This is a genomic window from Pseudomonas sp. 14P_8.1_Bac3 (assembly GCF_025466085.1).
In the GTDB taxonomy this organism is placed as follows: domain Bacteria; phylum Pseudomonadota; class Gammaproteobacteria; order Pseudomonadales; family Pseudomonadaceae; genus Aquipseudomonas.
This window is the reverse complement of sequence record NZ_JANLOD010000076.1, coordinates 36,448-49,470: the sequence shown is the minus strand read 5'-3', so window position 1 is coordinate 49,470 and position 13,023 is coordinate 36,448. Positions and strand designations below refer to the sequence as shown.

General features: G+C 59.9%; 11 protein-coding genes. 8 read left to right on the top strand and 3 right to left on the bottom strand.

Features of this window, described 5'->3' with window-relative positions; genetic code table 11:
• Window positions 1-23: 23 nt before the first annotated feature.
• Both lpxH and NTD84_RS28410 read right to left on the bottom strand, forming a co-directional pair.
• A complete protein-coding gene (gene lpxH, locus NTD84_RS28415) occupies window positions 24-776 on the bottom strand; it encodes a UDP-2,3-diacylglucosamine diphosphatase (RefSeq protein ID WP_262172377.1) in 753 nt (250 codons plus the stop codon).
• Window positions 773-1,279, bottom strand: coding sequence for a peptidylprolyl isomerase (locus NTD84_RS28410; protein WP_262172376.1), 507 nt, complete (start codon window positions 1,277-1,279; stop codon window positions 773-775). Before NTD84_RS28410 ends, lpxH begins: the two co-directional genes overlap by 4 nt.
• Before the next feature lie 249 nt (window positions 1,280-1,528).
• Here NTD84_RS28410 and NTD84_RS28405 point away from each other — a divergent pair, with 249 nt between their 5' ends.
• Window positions 1,529-3,229 carry a glutamine--tRNA ligase/YqeY domain fusion protein gene (locus tag NTD84_RS28405; protein WP_262172375.1) on the top strand — a complete coding sequence of 567 codons (1,701 nt, stop codon included), beginning with the start codon at window positions 1,529-1,531 and terminating at the stop codon, window positions 3,227-3,229.
• A 15-nt stretch (window positions 3,230-3,244) separates the two neighbouring features.
• The gene (gene cysS, locus NTD84_RS28400; RefSeq protein ID WP_262172374.1) at window positions 3,245-4,627 is read left to right on the top strand and encodes a cysteine--tRNA ligase; all 1,383 of its coding nucleotides are present in this window, start codon (window positions 3,245-3,247) and stop codon (window positions 4,625-4,627) included.
• A 171-nt stretch (window positions 4,628-4,798) separates the two neighbouring features.
• Here the strand turns inward: cysS and NTD84_RS28395 are convergent, their stop codons facing one another.
• Complete coding sequence (locus NTD84_RS28395) at window positions 4,799-6,649, bottom strand: sigma-54-dependent Fis family transcriptional regulator (protein ID WP_262172373.1); 1,851 nt, start codon at window positions 6,647-6,649, stop codon at window positions 4,799-4,801.
• 383 nt (window positions 6,650-7,032) lie between these two features.
• Between NTD84_RS28395 and NTD84_RS28390 the strand changes: the two genes are divergently transcribed.
• Genes NTD84_RS28390 through NTD84_RS28365 form a run of 6 tightly spaced genes read left to right on the top strand, consistent with a single transcriptional unit; the run spans window position 7,033 to window position 12,987 of the window.
• Complete coding sequence (locus tag NTD84_RS28390; RefSeq protein WP_046032511.1) at window positions 7,033-8,127, top strand: ABC transporter ATP-binding protein; 1,095 nt, start codon at window positions 7,033-7,035, stop codon at window positions 8,125-8,127.
• On the top strand, window positions 8,127-9,242 hold the full coding sequence (locus NTD84_RS28385) for an ABC transporter ATP-binding protein (protein ID WP_262172372.1): 1,116 nt from the start codon (window positions 8,127-8,129) through the stop codon (window positions 9,240-9,242). Before NTD84_RS28390 ends, NTD84_RS28385 begins: the two co-directional genes overlap by 1 nt.
• Window positions 9,239-10,105: a carbohydrate ABC transporter permease gene (locus NTD84_RS28380; protein ID WP_262172371.1), complete on the top strand. Its 867-nt coding sequence runs from the start codon at window positions 9,239-9,241 to the stop codon at window positions 10,103-10,105. The genes NTD84_RS28385 and NTD84_RS28380 overlap by 4 nt, the downstream gene beginning before the upstream one ends.
• Before the next feature lie 8 nt (window positions 10,106-10,113).
• Window positions 10,114-10,914 (top strand): carbohydrate ABC transporter permease, encoded by an 801-nt coding sequence (locus tag NTD84_RS28375; RefSeq protein ID WP_262172370.1) that lies wholly within the window; start codon window positions 10,114-10,116, stop codon window positions 10,912-10,914.
• A gap of 10 nt (window positions 10,915-10,924) precedes the next feature.
• Window positions 10,925-11,197, top strand: a complete 273-nt coding sequence (locus tag NTD84_RS28370) for a DUF2160 domain-containing protein (protein WP_007912485.1) — start codon at window positions 10,925-10,927, stop codon at window positions 11,195-11,197.
• Between the two features lie 47 nt (window positions 11,198-11,244).
• Window positions 11,245-12,987 (top strand): extracellular solute-binding protein, encoded by a 1,743-nt coding sequence (locus NTD84_RS28365; protein WP_262172369.1) that lies wholly within the window; start codon window positions 11,245-11,247, stop codon window positions 12,985-12,987.
• Window positions 12,988-13,023: the final 36 nt, after the last annotated feature.

Below are 13,023 nucleotides of genomic sequence, written 5' to 3'. Positions count from 1 at the left end.
CACAAGGGGATTTGTGCGTGCCGTCAGATTGCAGGCGCAGCCAACGCCGGCGGCGGGGCGAAGTCGAACGGCGCCAGGGCAAATCCGCTCTCGTCTACCTGCAACGCCCAGCCCTGGCGATCCCAATCTCCCAACACAATGCGTTTGGCCGCTTGTTCGCCAATCTGCAATTTGTGGATGGCCGGGCGGTGGGTGTGGCCATGGATCAGCGTTTTCACGCCATGGGCCTGCATGACCCGCGGCACTTCGTCGGGGGTGACGTCGACGATGTCATTGGCCTTCATCCGCGTTTGCGCACGGCTTTCACTGCGCAGTTTGCGCGCCAGTTTGTGCCGGGTGCGCAGGGGCAGGTGACGCAGGATGAACAGGGTGACCGGGTTGCGCAGGTAGCGACGCAGCTTCATGTAGGCTTCGTCGCGGGTGCAGAGGCTGTCGCCGTGCATCAGCAGCACCGGTTCGCCGTAGAATTGCACGACACTTGGGTCCTTCAGCAAGGTGCAACCGGCCTGTTTGCAGAAGGCCTGGCCGAGCATGAAGTCGCGATTGCCGTGCATCAGAAAAATCGCCGTGCCGCTGTCGCTGAGGTCGCGCAGGGCCTGGCAGATGGAACGCTGAAAGGGCGTCATGGCGTCGTCGCCAATCCACGCCTCGAAAAAGTCGCCAAGGATGTACAACGCACTCGCCGAGCGGGCGCGTCCGGCGAGCAAATTCAGAAACGCCCGGGTGATGTCCGGGCGCTCCTCTTCCAGATGCAAGTCTGAAATCAGCAGTATCACGCTTCGATGATCTCGGCTTTCTCGATGATCACGTCGTCTGCTGGCACGTCCTGGTGGCCGGATTTCATGGTGGTGGAAACGCCTTTGATCTTGTCGACAACGTCGGTGCCCGACACGACTTTAGCGAATACCGCGTAGCCCCAGCCCTGAGTGGTCTTGGCGCTGTGGTTCAGGAAGCTGTTGTCAGCGACGTTGATGAAGAACTGGGCGGAAGCCGAATGCGGCTCCATGGTGCGAGCCATGGCGACGGAGTACTTCTCGTTCGGCAAGCCGTTGTCGGCTTCGTTCTGGATGCTTGGGCGCTTGTCTTTCTTTTCTTTCATGCCTGGCTCGAAACCGCCGCCCTGGATCATGAAGTTACCGATGACGCGGTGGAAAACAGTGTTTTCGTAGTGACCGGCTTTAACGTACTCGATGAAGTTGGCCACGGTGATCGGGGCTTTTTCAGCGTTCAGTTCCAGGACGATGTCGCCATGGTTGGTGGTCAGTTTGACTTGGGTCATGATCGGTACTCTATCAATGAATTCGTGGGTTTCGGGGCTCAGCAGCCCGCAACCGGTCTGGTCTGTATCAACCAAGGTGCGCAGTTTAGCGTGCCGGGCGCGAATTTCGAGGCTGTTTTTCATTTGCATCCGATTAAATGCAGCCGTTTTCCGGCCTGCTCTGTCAGCGGCTTGACGGCATCGGCTATGATAGCGGCTTTGTTTTGTCAGGCTGTCTTCCGGCCGCGCACTTGTACGTTCAAGGATCCTATGAGCAAGCCCACTGTCGACCCTACCTCGAATTCCAAGACCGGCCCTGCCGTGCCGGTCAATTTCCTGCGCCCGATCATCCAGGCGGACCTGGACTCGGGTAAGCACACGCAGATCGTCACCCGTTTCCCGCCTGAGCCCAACGGCTACCTGCACATCGGTCACGCCAAGTCGATCTGTGTGAACTTCGGTCTGGCCCAGGAATTCGGCGGCGTCACGCACCTGCGTTTCGACGACACCAACCCGGCCAAGGAAGACCAGGAATACATCGACGCGATCGAAAGCGACGTCAAATGGCTGGGTTTCGAATGGTCTGGCGAAGTGCGCTACGCCTCGCAGTATTTCGACCAGCTGCACGACTGGGCCGTCGAGCTGATCAAGGCCGGCAAGGCCTATGTCGATGACCTGAGCCCGGAGCAGGCCAGGGAATACCGTGGCAGCCTGACCGAGCCAGGCAAGAACAGTCCGTTCCGTGATCGCTCCGTGGAAGAAAACCTCGACTGGTTCGCCCGCATGCGTGCCGGCGAATTCCCGGACGGCGCACGCGTGCTGCGGGCCAAGATCGACATGGCTTCGCCGAACATGAACCTGCGCGACCCGATCATGTACCGCATCCGTCACGCCCATCACCACCAGACCGGCGACAAGTGGTGCATCTACCCGAACTATGACTTCACCCACGGTCAGTCGGACGCCATCGAAGGCATCACCCACTCGATCTGCACCCTGGAATTCGAAAGCCACCGCCCGCTGTACGAGTGGTTCCTCGAGCACCTGCCGGTGCCGGCGCAGCCGCGCCAGTACGAGTTCAGCCGCCTGAACCTGAACTACACCATCACCAGCAAGCGCAAGCTCAAGCAACTGGTCGATGAAAAGCACGTGCATGGCTGGGATGACCCGCGCATGTCGACCCTGTCGGGCTTCCGTCGTCGCGGCTACACGCCGGCGTCGATCCGTAATTTCTGCGACATGGTCGGCACCAACCGTTCCGATGGCGTGGTCGACTTCGGCATGCTCGAATTCAGCATTCGTCAGGATCTGGACCAGAACGCCCCGCGCGCCATGTGCGTGCTGCGACCGCTGAAGGTCGTGATCACCAACTACCCGGAAGACCAGGTCGATCATCTCGAGCTGCCGCGTCATCCGCAGAAAGAAGAACTGGGCGTGCGCAAGCTGCCGTTCTCCCGTGAAATCTACATCGACCGCGATGACTTCATGGAAGAGCCACCAAAAGGCTACAAGCGCCTGGAACCGAACGGCGAAGTGCGCCTGCGCGGCAGCTACGTGATCCGTGCCGACGAAGCGATCAAGGACGCCGACGGCAACATCGTCGAACTGCGTTGCTCGTACGACCCGGACACCCTGGGCAAGAACCCGGAAGGGCGCAAGGTCAAGGGCGTGATCCACTGGGTGCCGGCCGCCGCCAGCATCGAGTGCGAAGTGCGTCTGTACGACCGTCTGTTCCGCTCGCCGAACCCTGAGAAGGCCGAAGACAGCGCCAGTTTCCTGGACAACATCAACCCTGACTCGCTGCAAGTGCTCACCGGTTGTCGTGCCGAGCCGTCGCTGGGCAATGCACAGCCGGAAGACCGTTTCCAGTTCGAGCGCGAAGGTTACTTCTGCGCGGATATCAAGGACTCGAAACCGGGGGCTCCGGTGTTCAACCGTACCGTGACCTTGCGTGATTCGTGGGGCCAGTGATTCAAGGATACTGACGTGCTTTCTATCTACAACACGCTCACCAAGAGCAAAGAAGTCTTCAAGCCGCTGGATGGCAATAATGTGCGCATGTACGTCTGCGGGATGACCGTGTACGACTATTGCCACATTGGCCACGGGCGCAGCATGGTCGCGTTCGACCTGGTGACCCGCTGGTTGCGGTTCAGCGGTTACAACCTGACCTACGTGCGCAATATCACCGACATCGAAGACAAGATCATCAATCGGGCGAAGGAGAACGGCGAGCCGTTCGACGCGCTGACCGAGCGCATGATCACCGCAATGCACGAGGACGAGGCGCGCCTCAATATCCTCAAACCGGACATGGAGCCGCGGGCCACCGATCATATCGCCGGCATGCAGACCATGATCCAGACCCTGATCGACAAGGGTTACGCCTACGCCCCGGGCAATGGCGACGTGTATTACCGCGTCGCCAAGTTCATGGGCTATGGCAAGCTGTCGCGCAAGAAGATCGAAGACCTGCGCATTGGCGCGCGGATCGAAGTCGACGAGTCGAAACAGGACCCGCTGGACTTCGTGCTGTGGAAGGGCGCCAAGCCGGGCGAGCCGAGCTGGCCTTCGCCGTGGGGCGACGGTCGTCCGGGCTGGCACATCGAATGCTCGGTGATGTCGACCTGCTGCCTGGGTGAGACGTTCGACATTCATGGTGGCGGCAGCGACCTCGAGTTCCCGCACCACGAAAACGAAATCGCCCAGAGCGAAGCGGCCACCGGCAAGACTTACGCAAACGCGTGGATGCATTGCGGCATGATTCGCATCAATGGCGAGAAGATGTCCAAGTCCTTGAACAACTTCTTCACCATTCGCGACGTGCTGGAAAAGTACCACCCGGAAGTCGTGCGTTACCTGCTGGTGTCGAGCCACTACCGCAGTGCGATCAACTACTCGGAAGACAACCTCAAGGACGCCAAGGGCGCACTCGAGCGTTTCTACCACGCGTTGAAAGGCCTGCCGAACGTGGCGCCGGCCGGTGGCGAAGCCTTCGTCGAGCGCTTCACCCAGGTGATGAACGACGACTTTGGTACGCCGGAAGCCTGCGCGGTACTGTTCGAGATGGTGCGCGAGATCAACCGTCTGCGTGAAAGCGATCTGGATGCGGCGGCGGGTCTGGCGGCGCGCCTGAAAGAACTGGCGAGCGTGCTGGGCGTGCTGCAGCTGGAAGCCGATGACTTCCTGCAGGCCGGCGCCGAAGGGCGGGTCGATGCGGCTGAAGTCGATGCGCTGATTGCCGCGCGTCTGGCAGCGCGTGCGGCCAAGGACTGGGCTGAATCCGATCGCATCCGCGACCAGCTCACCGCCATGGGCGTGGTGCTGGAAGACGGCAAGGGCGGCACGACCTGGCGGTTGACGGACTGATAGCGGCTGTACTGGTTGAAAAACAAAACCCGCCTTGTGCGGGTTTTTGTTTTTGGGACCCCGCGGATACCGGCGGTGCCTTGGCTGGCCTCATCGCGAGCAGGCTCGCTCCCACAAGGGATTGCGGAAAACTTGTGGGAGCGAGCCTGCTCGCGATTGACTGCGCAGCAGTCAGCTGTCCGACTGGCGCAATCGCTTGTAGAGGGTATTGCGACTGACCCCAAGCCGCCGCGCCAGGTGCGAAATATTCCCCCCCACCGCCTGCAACTGCCGATTCAAATCTTCGGCATCATCCAGGTCCACCGCCAGCGGCTCCAGCGACCCCACCGGCTCCATCTCCAGATCGACAAAAAAATCATCCGGCAAATGCTCTGGCCGCACCGGTTGTTCCTCGGCCATGGCCAGCGCCACCTGCATCACGCTGCTGACCTGGCGCAGATTCCCCGGCCACGGATGACGGCTGAACAACTCCATCACCTCGCGGCTTAACCCGGCCCATTGCGACGGCTCGCGATGCTGTTCCCACAAGCGTTTGAACAGTGCCTGCTTGTCGCTGCGCTCCCTCAGCGGCGGCAGTTCCAGGGTCAGTCCACCGATCCGGTAATACAAGTCCTCGCGAAACCGCCCCAGCTGCACCTGTTCACGCAACGAACGGTTGGTCGCCGAAATGATGCGGATGTCCACCGCAAACAGCTCGCTGCTGCCCACCGGCTGCACGCAACGTTCCTGCAACACCCGCAACAGGCGCGCCTGGGTCGGCAGCGGCATGTCACCGATTTCATCGAGGAACAGCGTGCCCTTGTCGGCCTTGCGAATCAGGCCGATGCTGCCTTTCTGGTTGGCGCCGGTGAAGGCGCCTTTCTCGTAGCCAAACAGCTCCGATTCCACCAGTTCGGCGGGGATCGCCGCACAGTTGACGGCAATGAACGGTTGTTTGCTCCGGGAGCTGGCTTGGTGCAGGGCTTTGACGAACACTTCCTTGCCGACCCCGGTTTCGCCGTGGATCAGCAGCGGAATGTCTTTCTCCAGCAAGCGTTCGGCCTGGCGCACGGCTTTTTCCACGCGGCTGTCGCCAAAGTGCAGGGTATTGAGGCTGATCGCGGCGGGCGTATTGACGATGGGTTCATTACTTTTCGGTTCAGCGAACAGCCGCGGCTGAATCTGAGCCTGTTTCGGACGCCGCAACACGCATTGGAAGCGGTTGCGTCCGGACGCTTGCAGGGCGAAGGGCAATCCATCCGGCTGGTTCAACAGCTCCAGCAACGAAACCTTGAACAGGCTCTCGACACTCACCCGCGACAGGCTGATGCCCAGCAGATTGTCGGCCCGGCGGTTGGCCGAGAGCACCTGGCCGGTTTCATCGAAAATCAATAACCCGGCCCACTGGCTGTCGAGGTTATTCAACCCGGTGTTGAACGTCAGTTGAAAGTGCTGGCCATGGAACAGGTTGAGGATCAGCCGGTTTTCCACGGTCTGGCTCATCATCTTGACCATGCCGAGGGTGTGGGACGGCGGCAGGTAGCTGTCGCTGGACACGTCCAGCACCGCGATCACCTTGCGTTCGGCATCGAAAATCGGCGCCGCGGAACCGGTCATGAAGCGGTTGGCCTTGAGGAAGTGTTCATCGTGTTCGATGTGCACCGCCTGCTCACAGGCCAGCGCGGTGCCGATCGCATTGGTGCCGCTGCAGCGTTCGATCCAGCTGGCGCCAGCGCTGAAGCCTCGGGTCAGGTTCGGCTCGATGAAGCGCTGGGTGCCCCAGGAGGTGAGCACCTGGCCCTGATTGTCGGCGAGCATAATCAGGCAATTGGAATTGCTGAGGATGTTCTCGTAGTAAGGCAAGACTTCCTGGTGGGTGGTCTGCACCAGTGAATGCTGGCTCTCCAGCAACTGCGCGATGTCTGCCGCCGGCAGTTGGTCGAACGCGGGCGTACTTTGATGATCGAGGCCGAACGCGCGGCAGCGGGACCAGGAGTCCTGGATGACGGCGTCGTGGGAAAGTGGCGAGGCGGGTGCGGCCATGGCAGTCGATCTCTGAACAAGCTTTTATTGTTTTTATGAATACTTCTATCACGCACGACCCCCCTGTAGGAGCGAGCATGCTCGCGATGGTGGTTAACGATAACGCTGGCAGCCTGACACTCGGCAGCGCTCTCACGTCCATCGCGAGCAAGCTCGCTCCTACAGGGGGTGTGGCGGTCTGTAGAGTGTTGTTCACTATTGTTCATTGTCAACCGTTGAATTGTTCAGTTGTTCATTTACGGTTGTTCATTTGTGTTCAGCAACGAAAGTGCTTCTCCTAACCTTTCAACGATTTCTTAATCAGATCAATACGTTGCACTTTTTGGCACGAAACTCGCTCTATCGCTCCGGTCGCTTGACTCCAATAATAAAAAGGCCGAGCCATGTCACTCACTCTGGAGCACGTCAGCCGCACCGTCGAGGGTCAGACCTGGATCGACGATGCGTGCCTTAGTTTCGAACCCGGATCCTTCAACGTTCTGCTCGGCCGCACGCTGTCCGGCAAAACCAGCCTCATGCGCCTGATGGCCGGTCTGGACAAGCCCGACAGCGGCCGCATCCTGATGAACGGCGTCGACGTCACCCAGCGCCCGGTGCGCTTGCGCAACGTGTCGATGGTCTATCAGCAATTCATCAATTACCCGACCATGACGGTGTTCGAGAACATCGCTTCGCCATTGCGCCAGGGCGGTGTGTCCAACGAGCTGATCCAGAGCAAAGTGCTGGAAACCGCGAAGATGCTGCGCATCGAAAAGTTTCTCCAGCGCCATCCGCTGGAACTCTCCGGCGGCCAGCAACAGCGCACCGCCATGGCCCGGGCGCTGGTCAAGGACGCCGAGCTGATTCTGTTCGACGAACCGCTGGTCAACCTCGATTACAAATTGCGCGAAGAGCTGCGCCAGGAAATGCGCGAGCTGTTCAAGGCGCGGCACACCATTGCAATTTATGCCACCACCGAGCCTAACGAGGCCCTGGCACTGGGCGGCACCACCACCATTCTTCATGAAGGCCGGGTGATCCAGAGCGGCAAGTCTTCCGAGGTTTATCACCAGCCGCAAACCGTGCTCGCCGCCGAATTGTTCTCCGAGCCACCGATCAACCTGATGCCAGGTCGGATTGCCGGCAATGAAGTCAGCTTCGCCAACTTCGTGCACTTTCCGTTGAATGTGGATCTGCGTCCGGTAGGCGAGGGTGAGTTCCGCTTCGGCGTGCGCCCGAGCCATATCTCGCTGGTGCCGAGCAACGACGACGACCTCGAACTGGCGGTGACCGTTGAAGTCGCCGAGATCAGCGGTTCGGAAACTTTCCTCCACGTGCGCAACGAACATTTCCTGCTGGTCCTGCATTTGCCGGGCGTTCACGAATACGACGTCGATGCACCGATTCGCATCTACATCCCGACCCATAAACTGTTTGTGTTCGATGCGCAGGGACGACTGGTCCAGGCGCCCGGTCGCCGTATCGCGAGGGTTGCCTGATGGCCGAAATCCGTTTGCACAACCTCGCTCACAGCTACACGCGCACGCCGAGCGGCCCCGAGGATTACGCGATCCGCGAGATGGACCACGTCTGGGAACAGGGCGGTGCCTATGCCTTGCTCGGGCCTTCGGGCTGCGGCAAGTCGACCTTGCTCAACATCATTTCCGGGCTGCTCAGCCCGTCCCAGGGCGAGGTGCAGTTTGACGGTAAAGTGGTCAACGACCTGACGCCCGAGAAGCGCAACATCGCCCAGGTTTTCCAGTTCCCGGTGGTCTACGACACCATGACGGTGTTCGACAACCTGGCGTTCCCCCTGCGCAACCAGGGCATGGCCGAAGCGAAAATTCACAGCAAGGTGCAGGAAATTGCCGAGGTCCTCGACCTCCAGGCGCTGCTGAACAAAAAGGCACGCAACCTCACCGCCGACGAAAAACAGAAAGTTTCCATGGGCCGTGGGCTGGTACGCGATGACGTGTCGGCGATCCTCTTCGATGAGCCGCTGACCGTGATCGACCCGCACCTGAAGTGGAAGCTGCGGCGCAAGCTCAAGCAGATCCACGAGCAGTTCAACATCACCATGGTCTACGTCACCCATGATCAACTGGAGGCCTCGACCTTTGCCGACAAGATCGCGGTGATGTACGGCGGGCAGATCGTGCAGTTCGGCACGCCGCGGGAATTGTTCGAGCGGCCGAGCCACACCTTCGTCGGTTACTTCATCGGCAGTCCGGGGATGAACCTGATCGAGGTGCAGCCGCAGCCGGGCGGGGTTGGTTTCGCCTCGACGCATCTGCCGTTGTCCGACGCGCAACAGCAACGCATCGCCGAGTCCAAATGGAAAACCCTGAAGGTCGGCATCCGTCCAGAGTTCGTGCACGTGTGGGACGAGCCGTTCGACGACGCGATGCAGGCACAGGTCGTACACGTTGAAGACCTCGGCACCTACAAGATCATGACGCTGAATCTGGATGGCGCGCCGTTGAAAGTGCGCCTGGCGGAAGACAAACCGGTGCCGGAAGGCACGGCGTATATCAGTTTTCCTGCGCAGTGGCTGATGGTCTACGCCGACGATTATCTGCTGTCAGCGCACGCCAATAACGGGGAGCAGCCATGAACAAGGTGCAGAACAACAAGGCCTGGTGGCTGGTCCTGCCGGTGTTTTTGCTGGTGGCGTTCAGTGCGGTGATCCCGATGATGACTGTGGTCAACTACTCGGTGCAGGACATCTTCGACCAGTCCAGCCGCTACTTCGTCGGCGCCGACTGGTACAAGCAGGTATTGCTCGATCCACGGCTGCACGATTCGCTGTTGCGGCAGTTCATCTACTCCGGCTGCGTGTTGCTGATCGAGATTCCGCTGGGCATCGCCATTGCCCTGACGATGCCGACCAAGGGACGCTGGTCGTCGCTGGTGCTGATCATCCTGGCGATTCCGCTGCTGATCCCTTGGAATGTGGTCGGCACGATCTGGCAGATTTTTGGCCGGGCCGACATTGGCCTGCTGGGTTCAACCCTTAATGCCATGGGCATCAGCTACAACTATGCGGCGAACACCATGGACGCCTGGGTCACGGTGCTGGTGATGGACGTCTGGCACTGGACGTCGCTGGTGGCGTTGCTGTGTTTCTCCGGGTTGCGGGCCATCCCGGACGTGTACTACCAGGCGGCGCGAATCGATCGGGCATCGGCCTGGGCGGTTTTCCGACACATCCAGTTGCCCAAGCTCAAGAGCGTGCTGTTGATCGCGGTGATGTTGCGCTTCATGGACAGTTTCATGATCTACACCGAGCCGTTCGTGTTGACGGGGGGTGGTCCTGGGAATGCCACGACCTTCCTGAGCCAGACGTTGACCCAGATGGCCGTAGGGCAATTCGACCTTGGCCCGGCGGCAGCTTTCTCGCTGGTGTACTTCCTGATCATCCTGTTGGTGTCCTGGCTGTTCTATACCGCCATGACTCACTCTGACGCCAACCGCTGAGGTCTGCCATGAGCAAGCGAAAACTCATCCCGTTGCTGATCTACATCCTGTTCCTGCTGGTGCCGATCTACTGGCTGCTGAACATGTCCTTCAAGAGCAATACCGAAATCCTCGGTGGCCTGACGCTGTTTCCGCAAAATTTCACCCTCGCCAACTATAAGGTGATCTTCACCGATCCGAGCTGGTACACCGGCTACCTCAACTCGCTGTACTACGTGAGCCTGAACACGGTGATCTCGCTGAGCGTAGCGTTGCCGGCGGCGTATGCGTTCTCGCGCTATCGCTTCCTCGGTGACAAGCACCTGTTTTTCTGGCTGCTGACCAACCGCATGGCACCGCCGGCGGTATTCCTGTTGCCGTTCTTCCAGCTGTATTCCTCGATCGGCCTGTTCGACACGCACATCGCGGTGGCGTTGGCCCATTGCCTGTTCAACGTGCCGTTGGCGGTGTGGATTCTCGAAGGCTTCATGTCCGGGGTTCCCAAGGAAATCGACGAGACGGCCTACATCGACGGGTACAGCTTTCCGAAGTTCTTCGTAAAGATTTTCGTGCCGCTGATTGGCTCGGGCATCGGCGTGACGGCGTTTTTCTGCTTCATGTTTTCCTGGGTCGAGCTGTTGCTGGCGCGCACCCTGACGTCGGTGAACGCCAAGCCGATCGCGGCGGTGATGACCCGAACCGTCTCGGCCTCCGGCATCGACTGGGGCGTGCTGGCGGCGGCGGGGGTGTTGACCATCCTGCCGGGCATGCTGGTGATCTGGTTCGTTCGCAACCACGTGGCCAAGGGCTTTGCCCTGGGCCGGGTATGAGGAACTGATGATGGAATGGATGAGTTGGACCACCCCTACAGCGGCATTCTTTATCGTCATTGGCCTGATCCTGGTGGGCATGACGACCTGGGAGTTGCGCTCGCCGAGCATTCTTCGGCGAGGTTTCCTGCCGATTGCCACCACCCGTGGCGATCGGCTGTTTATCGGTCTTCTCGGTAGCGCCTACCTGCATTTGCTGGTCATTGGCGCGACCGACTGGAGCATCTGGGTAGCGTCTGCGTTGTCCCTGGTGTGGCTGTTGGCTGTGATGCGTTGGGGCTAGTCGAATCGCTCGGCAATGTTGCTCCGAAACCTAAACAGGAGGTCTCTATGTTCGACAAAAACAATAAGCTGCGACATAGCATTTCATTGGCAGCCATGCTGGCACTCAGCGGTTTGAGCGCGTCTGCCTGGGCTGATGCCTACGAAGACGCGGCGAAAAAATGGATCGGCAGCGAATTCAAACCGTCCACCCTGACGGCGGATCAGCAGCTCGAGGAACTGAAGTGGTTCATCAAGGCGGCGCAGCCGTTTCGCGGGATGGACATCAAGGTCGTCTCGGAAACCCTGACCACCCACGAGTATGAGTCCAAGGTGCTGGCCAAGGCGTTCACCGAGATCACCGGGATCAAGGTCACCCACGATCTGCTGCAGGAAGGCGATGTGGTGGAAAAACTGCAGACCGTGATGCAGTCGGACAAAAGCATCTACGACGGTTGGGTCAACGACTCGGACTTGATCGGTACGCACTTCCGCTATGGCAAGACTGAGGCGATCACCGATCTGATGGCCAACGAAGGCAAGGACTTCACCTCGCCAACCCTGGACATCAAGGACTTCATCGGCATTTCCTTCACCACCGCGCCGGACGGCAAGATCTATCAACTGCCCGACCAGCAGTTCGCCAACCTCTACTGGTTCCGTGCCGACTGGTTCGAACGTCCGGAGCTCAAAGCCAAGTTCAAGGAAAAGTACGGCTATGAACTGGGCGTACCGGTGAACTGGTCTGCCTATGAAGACATCGCCAAGTTCTTCAGCGAAGACGTCAAGGAAATCGACGGCAAGCGTATCTATGGGCACATGGACTACGGCAAGAAAGACCCTTCGCTGGGCTGGCGCTTCACCGATGCCTGGTTCTCCATGGCCGGTGGCGGCGACAAGGGCTTGCCTAATGGCTTGCCGGTGGACGAGTGGGGGATCCGCGTCGAGGATTGCCACCCGGTCGGTTCCAGCGTAACCCGTGGCGGCGACACCAACGGCCCGGCCGCGGTGTTTGCCACGCAGAAATACGTCGACTGGATGAAGGCCTACGCACCACCGGAAGCGGCAGGCATGACCTTCTCCGAATCCGGCCCGGTGCCGTCCCAGGGCAACATCGCCCAGCAGATCTTCTGGTACACCGCGTTCACGGCCGACATGACCAAGCCAGGTCTGCCAGTGGTGAACGCCGATGGCACGCCGAAGTGGCGGATGGCGCCGTCGCCGCGTGGCCCGTATTGGGAAGAGGGCATGAAGCTGGGCTATCAGGATGTGGGTTCGTGGACGTTCATGAAGTCCACGCCTGAGAAACAGAAACTGGCGGCCTGGCTGTATGCGCAGTTCGTCACCTCGAAAACCGTATCGCTGAAGAAAACCATCGTCGGCCTGACCCCGATCCGCGAGTCGGACATCAACTCGCAAGCCATGACCGACCTGGCACCGAAACTCGGTGGCCTGGTCGAGTTCTATCGCAGCCCGGCTCGAGTGCAATGGACGCCGACCGGGACCAACGTGCCGGATTATCCGCGTCTGGCACAACTGTGGTGGAGCCACATTGCCGAAGCGGCCAGCGGTGAGAAAACGCCGCAGCAAGCGCTGGATGGGCTGGCCAAGGATCAGGACGCGATCATGACCCGTCTGGAGCGCTCCAAGGCACAACCGGTCTGCGGGCCGAAAATGAACCCGGAGCGCGACGCGCAATACTGGTTCGACCAACCGGGTGCTCCAAAGCCGAAACTGGCGAACGAGAAGCCTAAAGGCGAAACCGTGAGCTACAACGAGCTGCTCAAATCGTGGGCGGATGCGCGTAAGTAAACGGCGGACCTGTACTGTTTAACGGCACCTTCGGGT

Excerpts from the sequence above, each read along its gene's own strand:
- NTD84_RS28410 (WP_262172376.1), bottom strand. The coding sequence starts at position 1,279 with ATGACCCAAGTCAAACTGACCACCAACCATGGCGACATCGTCCTGGAA.
- NTD84_RS28405 (WP_262172375.1), top strand. The coding sequence starts at position 1,529 with ATGAGCAAGCCCACTGTCGACCCTACCTCGAATTCCAAGACCGGCCCT.
- NTD84_RS28395 (WP_262172373.1), bottom strand. The coding sequence starts at position 6,649 with ATGGCCGCACCCGCCTCGCCACTTTCCCACGACGCCGTCATCCAGGAC.
- NTD84_RS28390 (WP_046032511.1), top strand. The coding sequence starts at position 7,033 with ATGTCACTCACTCTGGAGCACGTCAGCCGCACCGTCGAGGGTCAGACC.
- NTD84_RS28385 (WP_262172372.1), top strand. The coding sequence starts at position 8,127 with ATGGCCGAAATCCGTTTGCACAACCTCGCTCACAGCTACACGCGCACG.
- NTD84_RS28380 (WP_262172371.1), top strand. The coding sequence starts at position 9,239 with ATGAACAAGGTGCAGAACAACAAGGCCTGGTGGCTGGTCCTGCCGGTG.
- NTD84_RS28375 (WP_262172370.1), top strand. The coding sequence starts at position 10,114 with ATGAGCAAGCGAAAACTCATCCCGTTGCTGATCTACATCCTGTTCCTG.
- NTD84_RS28370 (WP_007912485.1), top strand. The coding sequence starts at position 10,925 with ATGGAATGGATGAGTTGGACCACCCCTACAGCGGCATTCTTTATCGTC.
- NTD84_RS28365 (WP_262172369.1), top strand. The coding sequence starts at position 11,245 with ATGTTCGACAAAAACAATAAGCTGCGACATAGCATTTCATTGGCAGCC.